The 20,860-nt window shown below is 62.2% G+C and carries 19 protein-coding genes; 6 read left to right on the top strand and 13 right to left on the bottom strand.

What is annotated here, in order from left to right; all coding sequences use genetic code 11:
• Window positions 1–92 precede the first annotated feature (92 nt).
• Window positions 93–1,118, bottom strand: a complete 1,026-nt coding sequence (locus SB753_RS08585; protein WP_027804256.1) for an AraC family transcriptional regulator — start codon at window positions 1,116–1,118, stop codon at window positions 93–95.
• A gap of 207 nt (window positions 1,119–1,325) precedes the next feature.
• On the opposite strand from SB753_RS08585, the gene SB753_RS08590 reads away from it, so the two are divergent.
• The 4 genes from SB753_RS08590 to SB753_RS08605 all read left to right on the top strand — a co-directional run bounded on the left by SB753_RS08590 (window position 1,326) and on the right by SB753_RS08605 (window position 5,365).
• Window positions 1,326–2,264 (top strand): 3-keto-5-aminohexanoate cleavage protein, encoded by a 939-nt coding sequence (locus SB753_RS08590; RefSeq protein ID WP_410799959.1) that lies wholly within the window; start codon window positions 1,326–1,328, stop codon window positions 2,262–2,264.
• A gap of 98 nt (window positions 2,265–2,362) precedes the next feature.
• Window positions 2,363–3,709 (top strand): MFS transporter, encoded by a 1,347-nt coding sequence (locus tag SB753_RS08595; RefSeq protein WP_410799960.1) that lies wholly within the window; start codon window positions 2,363–2,365, stop codon window positions 3,707–3,709.
• Window positions 3,710–3,753: 44 nt separating this feature from the next.
• Complete coding sequence (gene fabG, locus SB753_RS08600) at window positions 3,754–4,494, top strand: 3-oxoacyl-ACP reductase FabG (RefSeq protein ID WP_288823969.1); 741 nt, start codon at window positions 3,754–3,756, stop codon at window positions 4,492–4,494.
• 79 nt (window positions 4,495–4,573) lie between these two features.
• On the top strand, window positions 4,574–5,365 hold the full coding sequence (locus tag SB753_RS08605) for an SDR family oxidoreductase (protein ID WP_408484911.1): 792 nt from the start codon (window positions 4,574–4,576) through the stop codon (window positions 5,363–5,365).
• Between the two features lie 74 nt (window positions 5,366–5,439).
• Here the strand turns inward: SB753_RS08605 and SB753_RS08610 are convergent, their stop codons facing one another.
• The 12 genes from SB753_RS08610 to SB753_RS08665 all read right to left on the bottom strand — a co-directional run bounded on the left by SB753_RS08610 (window position 5,440) and on the right by SB753_RS08665 (window position 17,823).
• Entirely contained in the window at window positions 5,440–6,372 is a 933-nt protein-coding gene (locus tag SB753_RS08610) for a LysR family transcriptional regulator (RefSeq protein ID WP_087752207.1), read from the bottom strand.
• Between the two features lie 129 nt (window positions 6,373–6,501).
• On the bottom strand, window positions 6,502–8,067 hold the full coding sequence (locus SB753_RS08615; RefSeq protein WP_410799961.1) for a UbiD family decarboxylase: 1,566 nt from the start codon (window positions 8,065–8,067) through the stop codon (window positions 6,502–6,504).
• A 35-nt stretch (window positions 8,068–8,102) separates the two neighbouring features.
• Window positions 8,103–8,828 carry an enoyl-CoA hydratase/isomerase family protein gene (locus tag SB753_RS08620; protein ID WP_410799962.1) on the bottom strand — a complete coding sequence of 242 codons (726 nt, stop codon included), beginning with the start codon at window positions 8,826–8,828 and terminating at the stop codon, window positions 8,103–8,105.
• A complete protein-coding gene (locus tag SB753_RS08625; protein WP_410799963.1) occupies window positions 8,818–11,169 on the bottom strand; it encodes a xanthine dehydrogenase family protein molybdopterin-binding subunit in 2,352 nt (783 codons plus the stop codon). The genes SB753_RS08620 and SB753_RS08625 overlap by 11 nt, the downstream gene beginning before the upstream one ends.
• Window positions 11,166–11,675, bottom strand: coding sequence for a (2Fe-2S)-binding protein (locus SB753_RS08630; protein ID WP_087752203.1), 510 nt, complete (start codon window positions 11,673–11,675; stop codon window positions 11,166–11,168). Before SB753_RS08630 ends, SB753_RS08625 begins: the two co-directional genes overlap by 4 nt.
• 29 nt (window positions 11,676–11,704) lie before the next feature.
• Window positions 11,705–12,166: a CoxG family protein gene (locus SB753_RS08635; RefSeq protein WP_087752202.1), complete on the bottom strand. Its 462-nt coding sequence runs from the start codon at window positions 12,164–12,166 to the stop codon at window positions 11,705–11,707.
• A gap of 28 nt (window positions 12,167–12,194) precedes the next feature.
• Entirely contained in the window at window positions 12,195–12,998 is an 804-nt protein-coding gene (locus SB753_RS08640) for an FAD binding domain-containing protein (protein ID WP_410799964.1), read from the bottom strand.
• 61 nt (window positions 12,999–13,059) lie between these two features.
• On the bottom strand, window positions 13,060–13,824 hold the full coding sequence (locus SB753_RS08645; protein WP_410799965.1) for an alpha/beta fold hydrolase: 765 nt from the start codon (window positions 13,822–13,824) through the stop codon (window positions 13,060–13,062).
• Window positions 13,825–13,827: 3 nt separating this feature from the next.
• Window positions 13,828–15,183 (bottom strand): fumarylacetoacetase, encoded by a 1,356-nt coding sequence (fahA, locus tag SB753_RS08650; protein ID WP_410799966.1) that lies wholly within the window; start codon window positions 15,181–15,183, stop codon window positions 13,828–13,830.
• Window positions 15,180–15,719, bottom strand: coding sequence for a VOC family protein (locus SB753_RS08655; protein WP_410799967.1), 540 nt, complete (start codon window positions 15,717–15,719; stop codon window positions 15,180–15,182). The genes fahA and SB753_RS08655 overlap by 4 nt, the downstream gene beginning before the upstream one ends.
• Window positions 15,720–15,776: 57 nt before the next feature.
• Entirely contained in the window at window positions 15,777–16,964 is a 1,188-nt protein-coding gene (locus SB753_RS08660; RefSeq protein ID WP_087752198.1) for an FAD-dependent monooxygenase, read from the bottom strand.
• Window positions 16,965–17,244: 280 nt separating this feature from the next.
• The gene (locus SB753_RS08665) at window positions 17,245–17,823 is read right to left on the bottom strand and encodes a UbiX family flavin prenyltransferase (RefSeq protein ID WP_410799968.1); all 579 of its coding nucleotides are present in this window, start codon (window positions 17,821–17,823) and stop codon (window positions 17,245–17,247) included.
• 308 nt (window positions 17,824–18,131) lie between these two features.
• Between SB753_RS08665 and SB753_RS08670 the strand changes: the two genes are divergently transcribed.
• A complete protein-coding gene (locus tag SB753_RS08670) occupies window positions 18,132–19,223 on the top strand; it encodes a porin (RefSeq protein ID WP_204520611.1) in 1,092 nt (363 codons plus the stop codon).
• Window positions 19,224–19,472: 249 nt separating this feature from the next.
• Window positions 19,473–20,858 carry an MFS transporter gene (locus tag SB753_RS08675; RefSeq protein ID WP_204520612.1) on the top strand — a complete coding sequence of 462 codons (1,386 nt, stop codon included), beginning with the start codon at window positions 19,473–19,475 and terminating at the stop codon, window positions 20,856–20,858.
• Window positions 20,859–20,860 lie beyond the last annotated feature (2 nt).

Below are 20,860 nucleotides of genomic sequence, written 5' to 3' on the forward strand. Positions count from 1 at the left end.
TGAGTTCCCGCTAACAGTATCTGCGTTCGAAGAGCACATTAACGTTCGCAGTACTGCCATTCAATCGCAGGCACAGGGCTTTGGAAACGCGCTCACCGCCGCAGTTCGCCAGGCCCTTTTCCTGTCCACCGCTTCAAGGCGCGGCGAAAGTTTGCAGCGTCGCTGAAGCCTAAAAGCATCGCGACATCTTCGGTGCTCATTCTTGTCGACTGCAGATATTCGATAGCGAGCGAGCAGCGCACATCGTCGACGATTGCCACGAACGAGGTTCCCTCTGTTTCAAGGTGGCGCCGCAAGGTCCGGCTCGTAAGGTTCAGCCTTGTCGCCACTTCCTCCATGCCTGGAAAAACACCGGGCGTGCTCATCAGAATCTGGTACACCTCGCCGGATGTGCCCACCGAGGTCTTCGCCTGCCCGATCAGGCGATCGCACGTTTCCTGCAGCAGCGTTGCCGTGAGCTTGTGCGCGAGTTGCGGCTTCTGGTTCAGAATCGCGCTGTCGTAGATGAGCTCGCATTGCGGCGCGTCGAAAAAGCACGGGCAGCCGAGGTACTGCGAATAGATGCCGGCATGCGGCGGAGCAGGGTACGAAAAACAGGCCTTGAGCGGCGGGCAGCTATGGCCGGCCACGTCCTGCAGATGCGTGACATGCTGCGTGAACTGCTGCTCGATGATGAACTCGCGCAGTTCGCGCGACGGGCTCGAAACGAACGCGTCCGGAAACGACCAGACAGCCTTGTCCGGATACTCCGTCCAGTCGATTGTCACCGTAGGTGTTGCGAGGCGATGGTACTTCACGCCGAGACGGAAGTAATCGCGCAACGACAGGCACGACATCAACGCATAGCCGTACATGCCGTACGCCGACAGGTGCAGACGCGAGCCGACCTTGAACGGCGTCGCCGGGTCGCGCGAGAGCAGCACCGCGTTGCGGGCCACCACTGCATATTGACGCACCGAGGTCATCACGGACGCGTCGTTGAGTTGATCCACTGTCAGGCCGCTTCCCTTCAGACTGGTTTCGGCCGCAATGCCTTGCTCCGCGAGGACTTCGACCAGCGCGGCGATTTTGTACGGCGCGTAGATACGCTCGTTAAGCAATGGGCGGGTCGATGCCAAAGAAAGCTCCGCAAATTGTCCTCGGGGGACATCTCCATGTCCGGAAATGACCTTACCACTGCGATCGTATCGAAATAAGATTGACTACACAAGACGATGCGCCCGCACAGCGGTCGCGGCATCTGCAGACAATGGGGACAACGTGGACGTGTGATCCGGTCGGGTACGACAGTGCGCCGGATCATGTCCGCAATCGAGGATATTTCAATGAGCGACACCAGCCGAAAGGTCATCATTTCATGCGCCATCACGGGGGCAACGCATGTCCCGTCGATGTCCGAATTCCTGCCGATCACGCCTGGGCAAATCAGGGATCAGGCGATCGAAGCGGCTCAGGCGGGCGCCGCGATCATCCACTTGCATGCTCGCGATCCGGTTGACGGCCGCCCGACACCGAGTCCGGAAATCTTCAAGGCCTTCGTACCTGCGATCGCCGAAGCGACCGACGCCGTCATCAACATCACGACAGGCGGCAGCACGCGCATGACGCTCGAAGAACGTCTCGCGTATCCGCGACTGGCGAGACCTGAGATGTGTTCGCTCAATATGGGCTCGATGAACTTTTCGATCCATCCGGTCGCCGCAAAAATCTCATCGTGGCGCTACGGCTGGGAGAAGGACTACATCGAAGGAATGGAAGACATGATCTTCCGCAACACCTTCAGGGACATCCGCAACATTCTTCTGGAACTGGGCGAAAGCGGCACGCGTTTCGAATTCGAATGCTACGACGTGGGCCACCTCTATAACCTTGCGCATTTCGTCGATCAGGGCCTCGTTAAACCGCCGTTCTTCATCCAATCGGTGTTCGGGATTCTGGGCGGTCTGGGCGCCGACCCTGAAAACATGCTGCTGATGCGTTCCACGGCAGACCGGCTGTTCGGCCGCGAGAATTATCACTTCTCGGTGCTCGGCGCAGGTCGGCATCAAATGCCGCTCGTGACCATGAGCGCGATCATGGGCGGCAATGTGCGCGTGGGTCTGGAAGACAGTGTGTATCTCGCGAAGGGCGTGAAGGCGGAGACCAACGCGCAACAGGTCCGCAAAATCCGGCGCATTCTGGAAGAGCTGTCTCTGGAAATCGCCACGCCCGCCGACGCGCGAAAAATGCTGGGCCTCAAGGGCGCCGATCAGGTCAATCTGTAGCCGCTCTGTACCTGCTACGGGACTCATCACCCGATGAGTCCTGGTTTGCCTCGCAACAACAAAAAAATAGAGCTGTTTCAAATATTGGAGACAACGTTATGGATACCGCTTCCGCCGATCAGCGGGTCGGGCAGTTGCATCGCATCGCCACGCGCAAAGCAATGGCCAGACTCATCCCGTTGATGTGCGCCATCTACTTCATGTCCTTCCTCGATCGCACCAACGTGGCGCTCGCGAAGCTTCAGCTTGCGGCGGATGTAGGCATCAGCGCCGCCGCATACGGTTTCGGCTCGGGCATTTTCTTTCTCGGCTATGCATTGCTCGAAGTTCCGAGCAACCTCGCAGCCCACAAGGTCGGGCCGCGCCGCTGGATCGCACGCATCGCGGTGACGTGGGGCATTCTGTCGACGGCGATGATGTTCGTGCAGGGAACGTCCTCGTTCTACGTGTTGCGTGTTCTGTTGGGCATTGCGGAAGCGGGCCTTTTCCCCGCGCTGATGTATATGGTGACGCTCTGGTTCGCACCGCACGACCGGCCTGTCGTGGTCGGCTGGATCTACATTGCGCCGGCGCTCGCGCTCATGCTCGGCAATCCGTTGGGCGGCGCGCTGATGCAACTCGACGGCTTCGGCGGCCTGCACGGCTGGCAATGGATGTTCATGCTCGAAGGCATTCCGAGCGTGATCGTCGGCATCGTATTGTTCTTCAAGATGCCCGAGCGGCCGCGCGACGCACGATGGCTTTCGGCCGCCGAGCGCGATGTGCTTGAGACGCATGCGGTGATCGACGGGCACGGCCGCGCCGACTATTCGTCCGCGAACTGGATCGCCGCTCTGAAACGGCCGACGACGGTGCTGATTGGCCTCATCTACTTTCTGAATCAGGTCGCGTTCGTCGGACTCTATTTCTTTACGCCCGCCATCATTCATCAGATGCATGTCGATTCGTCGCTCGTGGTAGGTTTTCTCTCGGCGAGCGTCGGTCTCGGCTTTCTGCTTGGCGTGCTGGTTCTTCCGCGTATTCACCGCCGCACGGATCGCGACTGTGTGTTTCTCGGTATCCTGACCGCAGGGCTTATCCTGGGTGCTTGTGCGTACCTTGCAGTGACGAATCCCGCCGCGCGCATTGCGCTGCTCACGGTGACTGCGTTCTTCGCGGGCGGTGTGCTGCCTTCTTACTGGGCGATCGCGATGAAGCGTCTGCAAGGCATTCAGGCAGCCGCCGGCCTTGCGTTCGTCAACACGATCGGTTTGGTTGGCGGCTTCGTCGGACCGTATCTGTTCGGTATTGCAGAAACATCCTCCGGTCGAAGCGATGCCGGTTTCACGGTGATCCTGATTGCCGGGGTGCTCGGTCTCGCACTGGTTCCTGTGCTGGCGCGAGCAATGCGCAGCGAGGCCGGTGTGCTTGCGTCGTCGGGGCCGGCTGCACAGATGAAACCATAGCGGGCATGTTCGAGCTTGGGCTTTTACAGTAAGGATATTCAACGATGAAGCTGAACGGAAAAGTCGCGATTATTACCGGCGCGGGGCAGGGGATCGGCGCGGCAACAGCATTGAAGTTCGCACGCGAAGGGGCGGTCGTGATCGCGTGCGACATGAATCTCGATGCGGTGGCGACGGTCGCGCACCTGTGTCGCGAAGCGGGCGGGAAGGCGGACGCATTTGCCGTCGATGTCACCAATCGCACGCAGGTCGATGAAATGGTCGCCAAAGTGCGCGGCACATATGGGCGCATCGATGTGGTGGTGAACAACGCGGGCATCACGCGCGACGCCCGTTTGCAAAAAATGACGCTGCAGCAATTCGACGACGTGATAGACGTGAACCTTCGCGGCGTTTTCCATACCGCCCAGGCCGTTGTCGATACCATGATCGAACAGGGTTCCGGCGTCATCCTGAACGCGAGTTCCGTGGTGGGCGTCTACGGCAACTACGGACAGACGAACTATGCCGCAGCCAAGTTCGGCGTGATTGGCTTCACGAAGACATGGAGTCGCGAGCTGGGTCCGAAAGGCATTCGCGTCAATGCGGTTGCGCCGGGTTTCATCGACACGCCTATCCTCAAAACGATCCCTGAAGATGTATTGACGAAGATGCGCGACCAGGTGCCGCTGCGCCGTCTCGGCAAGCCCGAGGAAATCGCCAGCATCTACGCGTTCCTCGCGAGCGACGAAGCAAGCTATGTCAACGGCGCGGTTATCGAGGCCACCGGAGGACTCACGCTGTGAGCGGCTTTATTAGCCACGCTACTAGCCGCGCTACAGGCCGCAAAACGAGCCATATCAAGAACATCGGAGAGACACGAGCATGAGCATCATTGATCTTTTGAAGCCGAGGCCCGGGCTGCGGGTATTCGTATCAGCAGGTGCTGCGGGAATCGGCCTGGCGATCGCCGAAGCCTTCATCGAGGCGCAAGCAGAGGTTTATATCTGCGATGTGAACCAGCCCGCCATCGATGCGGCCACGTCGCGATTCCCCAAACTGCACGCGGGCATCGCCGACGTGTCGAAGCAGGCACAGGTCGATCAGATCATCGACGATGCGCGGCGCAAGCTCGGCGGACTCGATGTTCTGGTCAATAACGCCGGCATAGCGGGACCTACGGGTGCCGTGGAGGAACTCGATCCCGCGCAATGGGAGAGTACTGTCTCCACTAATCTCAACAGTCAGTTCTATTTCTTGCGCAAGGCGGTGCCGGTACTCAAGGAGACATCGGACTGCGCGAGCATCATCGCGATGTCTTCTGTTGCGGGACGCCTTGGGTATCCGTTCCGAACGCCATACGCGTCGACGAAATGGGCGATCGTGGGGCTGGTCAAATCGCTCGCTGCGGAGCTCGGACCGAGCAATGTGCGCGTCAACGCGATTCTGCCCGGCGTGGTGGAAGGCGAACGAATGGACCGCGTGATCTCCGCTCGTGCCGACGCCCTTGGAATCCCGTTTAACGCGATGCGCGAAGAGTATCTGAAGAAGATCTCGCTGCGCCGCATGGTGACTGTCGACGACATCGCGGCAATGGCACTGTTTCTCGCGTCGCCGGCGGGCAGCAACGTGACGGGGCAGGCAATCAGTGTGGATGGCAACGTCGAGTACTTATGAAGCGGTGCCGGTTCGCTACGTGCGGGACGGCGAGGCGGCGAGGCGGCCAAGCGGCACCGGACACGCCGACGCGATTACCTTGCTCTCGAAGCCGCGTTGGACGGACTCAGCTGCGCCGCCGCCGCGAACATCTGCGTGAACTGATCCAACGCGGGCAGCGTATCGCGGCCGCTGCGCGTGATCCGATAGAACGAAAATTCGACTTCCGGCCGGATCACGTCGATGCGTACCTCGTAGTGACGGCAGATGTGTTCGCAGAACGACGGCATGATCGCGACGCCAAGTCCTTCGTGAGCCATGGCGACGGCGGTCTGCAGATGACCCACGACCGTCCGCCGTCCCGCGGTGACTTCTTCTTTCGACAGCGAAGCTTCTATCAGCCGCTGCAGGGGGTTGTCCTTCGGCAAGGTGATGAGCGGCAGCCCTTCGAGCGCGCGCCATTGCACACCGTCGCGCGGCACCTTGCCGATTCCGTGCGCGCCTTCCATTGTCGACGACACGACGACGAGCCGCGTCGGAAAGATAGGCACGCGATCTATACCCGACAGTTGCGAAAAGAAGATGCCGAACGCCGCGTCGAGATCGCCTTCCTCGACCATCTTCAGAAGCTCGCCCGGAGGTCGATCGACCAGTTCGAGTTGTGCTTGCGGACTCGTCTCGGCGAAACGCGCAAGCACTTGCGGCATGAGGCTCGCTGCGATCATCGGCGTGCAGCCGAGCAGCAACGACGCCTTCTTCTGCCGGCCAAGCTCGTTCAGTTCGATAACGGACTTCTCGAGCGTGTCGACGATTTTCATGGCCGTCGGATAGAACAGGCGGCCGGCTTCCGTTAATGCGACCGTGCGCGTGGTGCGCTCGAACAGCCGACAATTGAGTTGCGTCTCCAGCTCGCGGATGATCGCGCTCAGCGCTGCCTGACTCAGGTGCATGCTCTGTGCGGTCTTTGTAAAGCTCGACGCGTTGGCGACGCCAAGAAACACCTTGAGTTGCTTCAGGGACAGATTCATCTGCGACGATCCTTGGTGGCAGGGCACGAGAGGGCTGCCTGGATTCTATCGCCGTGCACGGATGTCCGCGACCGGGACAACACCCGATCGCGGCTCATGTGCGGAGTGACGCGGATCTCACGCGACCTGTCATGCAAATCCGTATCGTCCCTCGTCGTCGCGAACAATGGCGCGGCGCGCGGCCGTATCTTCGAGCCAGCGCACCACTTCGCGCCCGTCGCGCGTTCCTGCCGCCGACATCAGTTCCGTGAATCGCTTGGGGCCGTGTTCGAGCGCGGCTTCCAGCGAGTCGAAACGCGCGCCGATGAGTGCGGGCGGTGTCGGCACACGATGTTCGAGATCGCGCTCTTCGCCCGGACGCAGCAGCGGCAGCGTAAGGTCGAAGCCGAGCTTCGCCGTGACCGTCGCACCGGCAAGGGAAGGGTCGAGCGGCATCGCACGCATGCCGCTATGCATCACCAGGTCGCGGTCGGCCTGGAAGCGAGTGGCGAGTGCCCAATCCATCTGTTCGTCGGAAAAGATATCGATGTCTGGGTCGGCCACGAACACGTGTTTGACGTTGGCGAGCGACGCGAACACGGCCGCGATCGCGTTGCGCGCTTCGCCTGGCACGCGCTGTTGCATCGCGATACGCACGTTGAACATGCCGCCCGTTGCCGGGCTCGCATACACCGCCTTGATTTCGCGCACAGCCGTTTCGAGCGCACGCCATACGGTCACTTCCGTGCGCAGCGCGGCCAGTTGGGCCGTATCGGTGCGCGCCATCGTGCGGCCTCCAATCGTGCACGTCTGAAACACGGCGTCCTTGCGGTGCGTGATCGCAGTCAGATGAAACACGGGGTTGGTTTTGATGCCGCCGTAATAGCCCAGGAATTCGCCATAGGGCCCTTCGGGTTCCGCGTGGCCGCGCTCGTCGAGATAGCCTTCGAGGATGAACTCCGCGTCGGCAGGCACGAGCAGGTCGTTGGTGACGCATTTGACGACACCCATCGGCGCGCCGCGCAACGCTGCAACGAGTTCGAGTTCGTCGGCGGGAATCCGCATCGTCGCGCCGACGTGATCGATTGGATGCGAGCCCACGGCGAACGCTATCGGCAAGCGCTCGCCGCGCTTCGAATGCGCAATGGAGATCGCGCGCAAATCGGACGGCGCCACCAGATCAACGCCGGCAATGCGCCGCCCCCGCAGCATCAGCCGGCGAATGCCGACATTGGTCCAGCCGGTGTCGGGATCGACAGCGAAATCGATCGACGCCGAGATATACGGCGCGCCGTCCAGATCGTGCTGCAAATGCACGGGGAGCGCGGTGAAGTCGCAATCGTCGCCGGTCAGCACGACCTGTTGCACGGGCGCCTGCTCGCGGCTCACTTCGACGAGCTTGCCTTTCGTGCGCAGACGTTCGCGCACGACTTCGAGCAGTTGCTCAGGCGTCGTGTCGAATGCCCGAGCAAGGCGCGAGCGGCTGGCCGCCACGCTGCCCGCGAGCGACACGTTGCCGCCCGCCGGTTTCGCGAACCACACGGCGCGCGGGTTGCCTTCCATGATGCCGGCGATATCCGCGAGATCGACAGGCTCGTTGCGCCGCTCGAGTTCGGTCTCGTCGAGCGATTCGAGAAAGCGCCGCAGCCGGAAACGCTCCAGGTCGGGCAATTGCGCGCCTTGCGCGGTGGAAGTAATGGTGGTCTTGGGTCTCAATGTAGTGTCCATGTGCAAAGGGCGGCGCGCGGCCCTCAGAAGCGTGCTGACAGCGCGGTGGCTGCAAGATGAGCGGCAAAGCCGCTCGAAGCCGCGGCGGGCATCTCCGGAGCGAGGTGCAGGAACTGCTTGACCGCGCGCAGCGTGACCGCACTGCAACCGAGCAGCATTTCAGTGAGCGCATCGGCTTCGGCGTCGAGGGACGCGGCGGCAACGACGCGGCTCACGAGTCCCGCTACCAGGGCTTCATGAGCAGTAAGCCGCGCGCGGCTCAGCACCATATGCGCAACCGTCTTCAGCGGCACGCGTCCGAGCAGTGCCGACATGACGAGCGTCGGGGGAATATCGCGTTCCATCTCCGGAATCTGGAACACCGCGTCGTCGGCGGCGAGCGCGACGTCACACACTCCCGCGAGCGCGCAACCCACGCCGATCGCCTCGCCGCGCACGACGGACAGCACCGGCACGCGCACGGCCTTCAGCGCATCGTACAGCGCGAGCGGCGGTGCGGCGACCACGCGGCGCAGCGTTTCCGCGGACGGCTTGGCGCCGGCCGGCGGCATCGGCGATTGACGTCCTTTGCAGAAGTCCTTGCCGCTCGTGACAATGCGCACGAGCTTCGTGTCGTCGTCGATCGTGGTGACGGCGGCGATGATCGCATCGCTCATCGGCTGGTCGATCAGGTTGCCGTTTTCCGGCCGGTCGAGCAACACTTCGAGCAACGCGCCCTGACGGCGAATAGTCACGGAATCAGTTGACATGAGCGCCTCCTTGCGCGCGGTGAATGTATTCCCAGACGACCTTCGGCGTGGCCGGCATCGCCAGTTCGTCGTTGCCGTACTCGCGCAGCGCGTCGGCCAGCGCGTTGAAAATGGTGGCCGTGGCAGGCGTGATGCCGCTTTCGCCGCCGCCTTTTACGCGCAGCGGATTGCCGTGCGTCGGATCTTCCGTCAACTCGACGTTAAGCGGTGGAATCGCGCCGGCGCGCGGCATGCCGTAGTCCATGTAAGAGCCGGTCAACACCTGTCCGGTCTCGCGGTCCATATAAAAGCCCTCGGACAGCGCCTGGCCGATGCCTTGCGCGAGGCCGCCGTGCACCTGGCCTTCGACGATCAATGGATTGATCGGCTGGCCCACGTCGTCCACCGATGTGTAGTTCACGAGTTCCACCATGCCGGTGTCCGGGTCGATCTCGAGCTCGCAGACGGCTGCGCCCGTCGGATGCGCTGGCACGCGTGTGCTGACCTCCGCGTGGGCGCGCAGCGTCTTCGTGGAGGGATCGCCGGGCAGTCCGTCTTTCGAGACGTGTAGCGCGATGTCGGCTAGACTCGCTTGCTGGCCGCTAGCCGGCGCCGTGAACTGCGCATCGGCGAATTCGACGCTTTGCGGGTCAACGTCGAACAGCGCCGCGGCCACGCGCTTGCCCGTTGCGATGATCTGGTTTGCCGTATCGACAAGCAGCATACCGCCGAGGCGCATGGTGCGATCCGAGTGGCTGCCGCCTCCCACGCTCACGAACGCGGTGTCGCCCGTGCGCAGCTTCACGGCTTCCATCGGCACGCCGAGGTGATGCGCGATCACCTGCGCAAACGTCGTTTCGTGGCCCTGACCGGTCGATTGAGTGCCCGAAACGATATCGACACTGCCGTCCACGCGCACCGTGAGTTCGATGCGCTCGCGTGGCGCACCGACCGGCGACTCGATGTAGTTGGCGAGACCGATGCCGCGCAACCGCCCATTGGCGCGGGACTGCGCCCGGCGCTCCTCGAAGGTGTCCCATTGGGCAAGCGTCAGGGCGCGCGCCATGTTGCGCCCAAAGTCGCCGCTGTCGTACGTGAGGCCCATGGGGCTCCGGTAGGGCAGCTTGTCGCGCGGCACGAGATTGCGTCGGCGAATCTCCGCGCGATCGATGTGCAGTTCCGCCGCGGCGAGGTCGAGCATGCGTTCGATCACATGGGTCGCCTCGGGACGGCCCGCGCCGCGATAAGGTGCCGTCGGCACCGTGTTGGTCAGTACCGCACTCACGTGCACGGCGGCCACGGGCACATCGTAGACGGTCGTCATGATGCGCGTGCCGTTGGACATCGGCACATACGAGACCGTGTGCGCGCCGACGTTGCCGATCCACTCGTTGTCGATTGCGAGAATACGGCCGTCTTTCGAAAAGCCGATGGTCGAGCGGATGATCGCATCGCGCCCCTGATAATCCGAGAGAAACGCTTCGCTGCGATCGCTCGTCCATTTCACGGGCCGGCCGATGCGTCGGGCGGCCCATACAACGGCCAGCTGTTCGACGTAGATGAAAGAGCGCGGCCCGAAGCCGCCGCCGGTGTCCGGGCACACAACGCGCATGCGCGCGGGCGGCACCTTCAGCGCGAGCGCGAGGCAAAGCTGCTGGCGCACGGCGCCCTGGCTGCCGGAGATCAGTGTGTAGACGTCGGTTGCCGCGTCATAAACGCCTATTGCGCTTCGCGGCTCCATCTGGCAATTGACTAGCCGGCTGTGATGGAACTCGCGGCGCACCACATGATCGGCTCCCGCGATGATCTTGCGCGCTGCTTCGCGCTCGCCGATCTGCGTCTGGAAGCACAGGTTGCCGTGCGCGCCGTCCCACAATTGCGGCGCATCGGGCTGCATCGCGTCGTCGCCATTGACGACCGCGTCGAGCACCTCGAGATCGACCTCGATCAGCTCTGTTGCGTTGCGTGCTTGCAGCGGCGTCTGTGCGATCACCATGGCGATCGCCTCGCCCACGTAGCGCACGCGATCTGTCGGCAGAGGGATATGCGGCTGATTGAAAATCGAGCCGGTTAGCGACGTGAGGAAGGCCTTCCTGGTCGCGTCGACCGCGTCGACCGGGTTCGGCACATGATCCACGCCCTGGAAGCCGTCGTCGAGATAATCCTGGCCGACGAGCACTGCAATGACGCCGGGCGCTTCACGCGCGGCGGCGATGTCGACCGAACGCAATACGGCGTGTGCATGCGGCGAGCGCAAAAAGGCCGCGTGCAACTGTCCGTCGACGTGGATATCGTCCGTGTACTGGCCGCGGCCAGTCACGAAGCGCCGGTCTTCGACGCGAGGTATCGGTTTGCCGATCATGACGTGGGCGCCTCCGTCTTCGCGAACGGTGCATCGGGGTACATTTCGCGCGCCGCATGACGAACCGCTTCGATAATGTTCACATAGCCCGTGCAACGGCAGATGTTGCCCTCCAGCGCATGACTGATGCTCGCCTCGTCGAGCGCCGGCTCCTCGCGCAGATAGAACGCGCTCGACATGATCATGCCCGGCGTGCAGAAGCCGCATTGCAACCCGTGGCATTGAACGAAGGCATCCTGCACCGGGTGCAGCTTGCCGCCGCACTTCGCATTGAGACCTTCTACCGTGACGACCTGGCCTCCGCTCGCCTGCGCCGCGAGCACGGTGCAGGATTTGACGGCCTGACCGTCGAGATGCACCGTGCACGCGCCGCACTGGCTCGTATCGCAACCGACGTGCGTGCCCGTCAGGCGTAAATGCTCGCGCAGGAACTCGACGAGCAGTGTGTTATCCGGTACGTCGCGCGTGACGTCCGCGCCGTTCACCTGCAATTGGACTTCAACCATGTTTCACCCGTGTTTCCCGTTCTTGCGGTTCATTGCGCGGTGCTCTGGCTCGCTGCAGTGAGCGTCGCGTTAAAGCGCTTGAAGAATTCAGCGGCGAGTTTATTGGCCACCGAAGAGACAAGACGCGAGCCGATCTGCGCAAGCTTGCCGCCGACCTGCGCTTGTGCCACATAGGTGAGCAGCGTGCCGTCTTCGGCGTCGGCGAGCGTCACGGTTGCCGTCATCTTGCCGAACCCGGCAATGCCGCCTTCGCCCTGGCCGACGATCCGGTAGCCGTTCGGCGCGTCGCGATCGGACAGATCGAGCGTGCCCTTGAAGCGCGCTTTCACGGGTCCGACCGAAGCCACCACGACCGCCATGAAGCGGTCTTCGCTTTCTGCCTCGAAGGATTCGCATCCAGGCACGCAGCCCTGCAGCACGGATGCGTCGTTGAGTCCTTGCCATACCTGTTCGCGCGACGCGGCGATGGTTTGCGATCCAGTGAATTCCATTCTTTGTCTCCTCGATGAGCGCGCGCCGTTACGTTGCGAGCAACGCGTGCAACGCGCGGCGGGTATAGGTTTCGATCAGATGGGCGCGATAGGCCGCCGACGCATGGTCGTCGTCGGGAAGCGTATCGCGGTCGATGCACAGCGACGCGAGCGCCGCATGCGAAAGGTCGTCGTGTAATGCGTTTTCCGCATCGAACCAGCGGAACACCGACGCGCCCGCGCCCGTCACCGCGACGCGAACCGCGTCGTCGTACTGGGCGATGAATACGCCGGCCACCGCATAGCCGGACGCCGGATGCCGGTACTTCGCATAGGCCGCACGCGCCGGAATCGCGAACTCGATCGCGGTAATGAGTTCGTCCGTGCTGAGCGCGGTCTCGAACGTGTCGACGAAAAATTCGTCGGCCGCAATGCGGCGTTGCGACGACGTGACGACGTGCGCGTTCAGGCCGAGCACGGCGGCGGGGTAGTCAGCGGCGGGATCGTTGTTCGCGACCGAGCCGCCCAGCGTGCCGCGGTTGCGTACCTGCGGATCGGCGATGACACCCGCCAGATACGCGAGCGCGGGAATCGCGCCGCGCACGATCGTGGAGGCCGCGACTTCCGCGTGTTTCGTCAGCGCGCCAATGCGCAAAACGCCGCCGCGCACTTCGATGCCGCGAAGTGCGTCGATCCGCGTGAGATCGACCAGGTGCGACGGTGCGGCGAGGCGCTGCTTGAGTGTGGGAATGAGCGTCATGCCGCCCGATAGCGGACGCGCCTCTTCATGCTCGCGCAGCCAGCCGACAGCCTCGTCCAGCGATGCCGCGCGCAAATAAGTGGTTTCGTACATGGTGTCTCCTGCGGCATGTGCGTCGTCCTCGCGCGCATGCCCGACTGCTGGATGCGGTCCGTTACGGCTTCGAGAGCCAGTTTTCGAGTGCGGTGGCAAGCGCCACCGGCACTTCGTACATTGCATAGTGCCCAGCATTGGGCAACGTTTCCATCGCGGCATTGGGATACCACTTTAGCCACGTGCCCGTTGTCAGATCCGCGGTGATAGCCGGATCATGTTCGCCTATGAAGAGCTTGACCGGCGTCGGCTTGCCTGCCACCTGCGCAGCGAAATCGCCCGTTGCCCAATGCGGCAGATACGCTGCGAACGCTTCGCGCCGCGACTCGCGCTGCGATTGCTGCGCGAGGTGCGCGCTCCATCGCGCAGCAAGCCGGCTACCCGTCGAAAAGTGAATGATGCCTGCGCGCTTCGCCACGTCGTCGATTGCGGCGGAAAACATCGCGAGACGCGCTTCGTCCATTCGCGAGCCGCATGCGGGCACAGCCGATATGCCTGCCATTTTCACGATGCGCTCCGGTGCCGCGAGCAGCACGCATTGCATCGCCATGCCGCCCATCGAATGGCCGACCAGGCTGAAGCGCCGCCAGTCGAGATGGTCAGCGAGGGCGAGCACATCGCTTGCCACTTCGTCGAACGTGAATGCGCCTTGAATGTCGCGCGAAAGCCCGTAGCCGCGATAGTCGAAGAACGCGTAGGTGAAGCGGTCAGGATCGAGCGCCGGCGTGAGCGCGCTCCAGTCGGCAGAGCTGCCGAACCAGCCGTTCAACACGAAGACCTTGTGCGGACCGTTTCCGAACTGCGAGAAGCCGTTGAGGGTCGTCATGGTTCACTGCTCTCCGTGCGCTGATGCATTGAACGGTGGCGGGTACGGCAAAGCGGGCGCGATGTATCCACGGCATTCGCCGAAGCCGATCGAGACGGCGCCCGGCGCGCTCGCTCGCGCGCTCAGCACGACTTCGTCGCCGTCTTCGAGCGCGATGCGCGATTCGCCGCCTGGCAGCGTCAGCGGATTCTTGCCGGCATGGGTCAATTCGGTCAGACACGCGCGCGATTCATCGCTCGCACCGGAAATCGTGCCGCTGCCGAGCAGGTCGCCCGTGCGCAGATTGCAACCGTTGCTCGTGTGATGCGCGACCATCTGCGCGAACGTCCAGTACAGATTGTCGAGATGCGTATACGTGATCCGCACCGGATCGATGCGCACGCGCCGCATCGCGGCCGTGGACAGATGGGCGAAAAGCTGCAGATTCAGACCACCGTTTCGCTGGTCTTCTTTGCCGAACAGATGCGGGAGGATGGAAGGATCGGTCGCCTCGCGCTGAGGTGCTGGCTTGCGAAACGGTGCGAGCGCTTCCTCGGTGACGATCCACGGCGAGATGCTCGAGTGAAAGCTTTTTCCAAGGAACGGCCCGAGCACCTGCTCGAACCATTGAATGCTTTTCGCCGACCAGTCGTTGAGCAAACAATAGCCGAAGATATGTGCACGAGCGTGCTCGATTGGAACGGCTTGCGTGAGTTCATTGCCGCGACCGATCACGGCAGCGAGTTCGAGTTCGAAATCCAGCATCGGCGCGGGGCCGAAGCAGACGTTGCCCTCCGCGTCGCGATATTGACCGTGGGGACGCCGCACTGCGCCGCCACTCACGCGAAGCGATGAAGCGCGCCCATGGTATGCGATCGGCAGCGACTTGAACGCGGGGGGAAGCGGGTCGGCGAGACCCTTGTAGCGCCCATGCCGCTCGGTGTGATGGAGCGACGTCAGAAAGTCGGTGTAATCGCCGATCGTGCAGGGCAGTGTGAGTTCCACATCGCTCATGCGTGGCAGCACGGCGTCGATTGACGACTCGAGCCGCGAACGTGCGGGCGCGTCGCATTGGAGCAGCGCCGACAGCGCGGCGCGCAAGGCGCTCACATGGCGCGTGTCGAGCGCCATCAACGCGTTCAGCGTGCCGTCGCGGGCCGCCGCGCACGCAAGCGCCGCGTCGCCGTCGAGCAGCGCCATGTCGTGCAGCGCGCGCAGATCCACAATGCGATCGCCAATTGCGACGCCGCTGCGCGCCTCGCCGTCGCGCACGAATGCGCCGAACGGCAGGTTCTGAATGGGGAAATCCGCGTTACCGGCGTTCGCCGATTCGATCCAGCTGCGCCGCGCCGGATCGTGCGTGGAATTGAGCGCGCTCATGCGGGGCGTGTCTCCGATGCTTTGCCTTTTTCTGCGGTCCACGCGTCGAGTGCCGGCCGGGCCTGCTTCTTATAACCCGCGAGTTCTTCGGCGGGTGCAACGGGAACCGTCAATTCGACTCGCAAGCCATTCGGGTCGAAGAAGTAGATCGAGCGCACGAAGTGATGATCCGTGACGCCGAGCACTTCGACGCCGTTGCCGATCAGACGTGCTTTCATCGATTCGAGTTGATCGACTGTTCCCAGGCGCAGCGCAATGTGATTGACCCACGCGGGCGTGTTCGGCGACGCAAGCGCGGCCGTGGCGTCACCCAGATCGAAGAACGCGATATTCGAACCGTCGGCCATTTCAAAGAACAGGTGCACGTAAGGGCAGTATTCGCCGGTGCTCGGCACGCGGTCGAGCCGGATCACGTGCACGAGCGGCAGCCCCAGAATGTCTTCATAGAAGTGACGCGTTTCTTCCGCGTCGCGGCAGCGCCACGCAAAGTGATGCAGGCCTAGCACCGGCGCCGCAGGGTTAAGAGCGATGGACACAGTGTCTCCTTGTATTGCTGGGTCGTACGGGGGCGTCGAATGAGGGGTCGGTGCGAATCAGACCTCGACCGCGTCGACGTTGTATTCGAAAAGCCAGTTGTAGCGCTCTTTCACGCGTTCCTCGCTCCATTCCCGATCCACGTAGGCGGCGGCGCCTTCCGCATGGGCCAGTTGCGGGTTGTGAAAGCGCGTTGCGTTGGCCGCCGATCCGCGCACAACCTTCGAGGTGCGTTCGAGCCGCAGCGCTTCATAGCGCTGCAGCGCACGGGGCACGTCGTGCGCATGGCGTTCGACGCAGCGCGCGAGCAGATAGCCGTCTTCGATCGCCATGCCGGCGCCTTGCGCGAGAAACGGCAGAGTAGGGTGGCATGCATCGCCGAGCAGTGTGGCGTGGCCGTGGCTCCAGCGGGTCATCGGCTCGCGCACCATCAGCGCCCACTTGTAAGGGATATCGATCGCGGAAATCAGCGTGCGCACGTCTTCGTGCCAACCTTCGAAATCGGCGAGACATTCTTCGAGCGTGCCACGTTCGGACCATGATTCGACCTGCCAGCCCGACTTTTCGATCGCGCCGACAAAGTTGATCAGGCCGTTACCGCGCAGCGGATAGTGGATCACGTGCGCGCCCGGGCCGACCCAGTTCGCGCCATACGGCGAACGCAAATGCTCGGGAAGCCTGCTCGCGTCGATCACGCCGCGCCACGCCATCACGCCCGAGAACACCGGCTCGTCGGGACCGAAGAGCGCGTGCCGCACACGCGAATGGACACCGTCCGCACCGATCAGAAGATCGCCTTCGCACGTTTCGCCGTTGACGGCCTGCACCAGCACCTTGCCGTTGTGCTGCGAAAAGCTCTCCACCTTATGGTTGAGACGAATCGCGTCCGGCTTCATCGCGCGCACTACGTCGGCGAGTTTTTCATGCAGATCCGCACGATGCAGCGTGAAGTAAGGGTAACCGTACGTTTCCCGCGATTCGGCGCCCAGATCGAACAGCCGCCAGGTCTGCCCCGTGTTCCAAAGACGCACGCGCTTGCCGAGCGGTTCGCACGCGAGACCCTGGAGCGCGTCTCCCACGCCGAGCTGATAGAGCACGCGAGTTGCGTTCGGACTCAGTTGCACGCCGGCTCCGATTTCCTTGAGCGCCTGCGCCTGCTCGAAGACCGTGACATCGAAACCTTTTTTCAACAACGCGGCAGCGGCCGTCAATCCGCCGATACCGGCGCCTGCAATAACTATCTTCATTCGACGATTCGACCTCTTTCGTAATGGGCGCTTTTATCGATCCTGTTTATCAATCAATCGATAATATTTGTCAGTGGTAAACCCGGTGAAATCGGGAATTACTTTAATTCAGCGCGTCATGCGAAAGAAGCAAATTAATCCGAATGGCTTATCACTGAATTTTGATAATCGGGAAAGAGTTGGGAGAAACCCTCGGTTGTAGAAACGTGATGGATAATTGAAAGGCAATTCAAGGCCAATGTGAGGAAACCTCAAAGGTAACCGCGGCGTGGCGGCGGGCTTACATGCCCCAGCGCTGCACGGTCGCCGTGTCGAGCCCAAAGAGGTCGAGCACGCGGCCAAGCGTGTGGTCGACCATGTCGGTCAGCGACTCGGGGTTGGCATAGAAGGCGGGTACCGGCGGGTAGACGATTGCGCCCGCTTCGGTAACGGCTGCCATGGTGCGCAGATGTCCGAGATGCAGCGGCGTCTCGCGCACCATCAGCACGAGCCGGCGGCGCTCTTTCAGCGTAACGTCGGCGGCGCGCGAGAGCAGGCCGCTCGTCATGCCAGTGGAGATTTCCGAGAGCGTCTTGATCGAACAGGGCGCGACGATCATGCCCATGGTCGGAAACGAGCCGCTCGAAATCGACGCTCCGATGTCGGTGTTCGAGTGACAGACGCTGGCCATCGCGCGGATGTCGGCGACGCTGTAGTCCGACTCGTGCGCGAGCGTGACTTGCGCCGAGCGGCTCATCACCAGGTGCGTTTCAATCTCCAGCTTGCGCAGCAACTGCAGCAGCCGCACGCCGTAAATGACGCCCGACGCGCCGCTAATACCGACCACCATGCGTCGCGGCGGCATGCCTCTCATATCCATATGGTTCTCCCGAATGCAAATCCATAATCTCGACGCGGCGGATGTTAGCACCGGGTTCCCGCTAATAGAAGCGCGGCTGCCAATTAATCCCGTCTACCTGGTGTTTTTACCGATCATTGAGGACTTTATTCGTTTTGTTCGATGGGTTGATAAATAATTTCCGATTCAAAACGCTAAATCCATTGGCTACACTCTCGCCAACATCTGGCAAAAGCGCAGCGAAACGCGAAGCGAAGTCGCTCGCATCCGCCACATGCGGATCGGCACGTGCACATGCGGCCGGCGAAAAAAAACATTGGAGACATTTGTTGAGAACGACGAGTCTGTTATTAGGCGGCTGCGCCTTTGTACTGGGGAGTCCCGCGTTCGCGCAGTCATCGGTGACGCTCTACGGGAGCGTCGACGTGGGTGTCGATCTGGTTTCGAACTCGCGCGGGGCGCATCTGTATCAGGAGTCGGCAGGCAAGCGCACGCCAGACCGCTTCGGCTTCCTGATCAAGGAGGACATCGGCGGGGGCAACACGGTTTTTGCGCGGCTCGAATCGGGCTTCTTGACGAACACCGGCGCACAGATCAATCCGACGAGCTTCTTCAACCGTGACGCGTACGTGGGCATTGCGAACAGCCGGTTCGGCTCGCTGAGTCTCGGCCACATTCCCGACTACGTGTACGAATACGTGGGTGCATTGAACAACTCGGTGCCGGGCATCTCGTCGTTCTACACCGTGGGTAACCTGGACGGACTGGCCAACACGCGAGCGCTCGACAACTCGGTGAAGTACGAGTCGATCGATTATCGCGGCTTTCAGGCCGGTGCGATGAACAGCTTCGGCAACCAGACGAATTTCAGCGAAGGACGGCAGTACAGCGTCGGTGCGCGTTATCAGAACGGCATGGTGAAGCTGGGCGCGGCGTACTCGATGTCGCACAACCGCACCGCCGACCTGTTCGGTGTCTTCGGCGTGACCTCGGTGCTCGGTCAGCAGCTCAAACAGGGCACCCTGTTCAACGCCGACCGCTATAGCACCATTGCGGTTGGCGGCTCCGTTACGGCGGGCAACTTCATTCCGCACGCGACGTTTACCGACGTGAAGCTCGAAGACACGCATGGCTCGGTGACGGAGCGCAACTACCAGGTCGGCGTCAACATCGACTTGAGCGGGGGCGCGCGCTTCTACGTGATGGGCATTTCGTACAACCGTTCGATGTTCGAAGGTCTGACGTACAACCAGTACAACCTGTTCCTCACGCACTATCTGTCCAAACGCACGCAGATTTACGCAGGTGTCGGTTTGCAGCGCGCTTCGGGCACGAATGCGAAAGCGGAGCAGTTCGGTTATCAGCCGTCGAGTTCCAGCGCGCAGACGGTTGCGCGCATCGGTATCAATCAGATGTTTTGACGCGACGCGCCTGCCGGGACATAAGGCGCGAAGACGGCGGGCGGACATGAACCACGCAGCGGATTTGCAGCAGGGCACGCACAGCAGGCTTTCTTCACCTTTTTCGATTTCATGATCGGGATTTTTTGATTCTGTAGCACGCTGGCCAGCCGTATATTGAGGCTCCTCCGGCGGCGCCAACGGCAAGTAGAAAGAAGCGGGGCGCGCAGCCACAGCACGCCACCGTCTGATCGGCACTTTGGGACGCATATGCAAGCAGACCGCACATTCGACATCTCGACACTCATAGAAGAGCAGAAGACAGGACGTTTCGCCATTGGCCTGCTGTTCTGGTGCTTCCTCATCATGCTGATGGACGGCTACGATCAGACGGCGGTTTCCTTCGCTGCGCCCGCGATCATCAAGGAGTGGCATGTCGCGCGCGGCGGCTTTGGGCCGGTGTTCGGCGCAGGGCTCTTCGGCACGCTGATCGGCTCCTTCATCTTCGGCTATCTCGGCGACCGGTTCGGCCGCAAGCGCGCGATCGTGTCGGGCAGCCTGTTTTTTGGCCTGCTCACGCTTGTATCGGTGTGGGCTACTTCGTTGCATGAACTGATGCTGCTGCGGTTCATCGCCGGTCTCGGCATGGGCGGCGTGGTGCCGAATTCGGTGGCGCTGGTCGCCGAATACGCGCCCAAACGGCTGCGCGCGACGTGGGTGACCTTGATGTTTTCAGGGTTTTCCATTGGCGCGGGTTCGGGTGGACTCGTTTCGTCGGCCCTTATTCACCGCTATGGCTGGCCGGTGATGTTCGTCGTAGGCGGCATCGGCTCGCTCGCGGTCGCGATCGTGCTGATGCTGACGCTGCCGGAATCCGCGAAGCTGCTGGTGGTGCGCCAACGCAGTGTCGAAACGGTGCGCAAGCTGGTTGCGCGCCTGCGTCCGGAACTTGCAATTCCGGCCGACGCGCAATTCGTGCCCGGCGAAGTCCAGGAGAAGAAGCGCTTCGTCCTCAAGCTGATTTTTTCCGACGGCCTGCGTGGCATTACGCCGTTGCTGTGGATTGTGTTCATCGTGAACTCAATGGCGCTGTACTTCCTGCAGAACTGGCTACCCATTCTGATGGAAGGCGTCGGTATCAATCCGCAGAGCGCCGGGCTCATCACCACCATGTTCTCCGTAGGCGGCGTGCTGGGCGGACTGGTTCTGTGCCGCTTCGTCGATCGTCACGGCGTGCTCGCGATCATCTCGCTGCCGGCGATTGGCTGCCCCGTCGTTGCTTTCCTCGGGCATGGCATGTCCGAGGCGTGGCTGATGTTTGCCGTGTTCGCAACCGGCTTCTGCGTGGTCGGTGCGCAGTACGGGCTCTACGCCGTCGCGGGCATGATCTACCCGACGTCGTTCCGCTCGGCCGGGGTGGGCAGCGCGATCTCGGTCGGCAAGATCGGCTCAGTGTCGGGGCCGGTGGTCGGCGGGATTCTGCTGTCGATGCATCTGCCTTTCTCACAGATGTTCTATGCGGCGTCCGGTCTCTTCCTGCTCGCCACTATCTTCTCGACGGTGCTCGCGGTACTGTACAAGGCGCGATTCGGCGACCAGCACAAACAGGACGACGCCCGCCTCAAGGAGATGCGCTCGGCGTTGGGCGATTCGTGAGG

The sequence above is a fragment of the Paraburkholderia sp. SIMBA_053 genome (assembly GCF_046534895.1).
Lineage (GTDB): Bacteria > Pseudomonadota > Gammaproteobacteria > Burkholderiales > Burkholderiaceae > Paraburkholderia > Paraburkholderia caledonica.

Coding starts and splice junctions, on each gene's coding strand:
- fabG (WP_288823969.1), top strand. CDS start 3,754: ATGAAGCTGAACGGAAAAGTCGCGATTATTACCGGCGCGGGGCAGGGG.
- SB753_RS08675 (WP_204520612.1), top strand. CDS start 19,473: ATGCAAGCAGACCGCACATTCGACATCTCGACACTCATAGAAGAGCAG.
- SB753_RS08610 (WP_087752207.1), bottom strand. CDS start 6,372: ATGAATCTGTCCCTGAAGCAACTCAAGGTGTTTCTTGGCGTCGCCAAC.
- fahA (WP_410799966.1), bottom strand. CDS start 15,183: ATGAGCGCGCTCAATTCCACGCACGATCCGGCGCGGCGCAGCTGGATC.
- SB753_RS08640 (WP_410799964.1), bottom strand. CDS start 12,998: ATGTACGAAACCACTTATTTGCGCGCGGCATCGCTGGACGAGGCTGTC.
- SB753_RS08635 (WP_087752202.1), bottom strand. CDS start 12,166: ATGGAATTCACTGGATCGCAAACCATCGCCGCGTCGCGCGAACAGGTA.
- SB753_RS08590 (WP_410799959.1), top strand. CDS start 1,326: ATGAGCGACACCAGCCGAAAGGTCATCATTTCATGCGCCATCACGGGG.
- SB753_RS08665 (WP_410799968.1), bottom strand. CDS start 17,823: ATGGATATGAGAGGCATGCCGCCGCGACGCATGGTGGTCGGTATTAGC.
- SB753_RS08620 (WP_410799962.1), bottom strand. CDS start 8,828: ATGTCAACTGATTCCGTGACTATTCGCCGTCAGGGCGCGTTGCTCGAA.
- SB753_RS08630 (WP_087752203.1), bottom strand. CDS start 11,675: ATGGTTGAAGTCCAATTGCAGGTGAACGGCGCGGACGTCACGCGCGAC.
- SB753_RS08625 (WP_410799963.1), bottom strand. CDS start 11,169: ATGATCGGCAAACCGATACCTCGCGTCGAAGACCGGCGCTTCGTGACT.
- SB753_RS08595 (WP_410799960.1), top strand. CDS start 2,363: ATGGATACCGCTTCCGCCGATCAGCGGGTCGGGCAGTTGCATCGCATC.
- SB753_RS08645 (WP_410799965.1), bottom strand. CDS start 13,824: ATGACGACCCTCAACGGCTTCTCGCAGTTCGGAAACGGTCCGCACAAG.
- SB753_RS08660 (WP_087752198.1), bottom strand. CDS start 16,964: ATGAAGATAGTTATTGCAGGCGCCGGTATCGGCGGATTGACGGCCGCT.
- SB753_RS08605 (WP_408484911.1), top strand. CDS start 4,574: ATGAGCATCATTGATCTTTTGAAGCCGAGGCCCGGGCTGCGGGTATTC.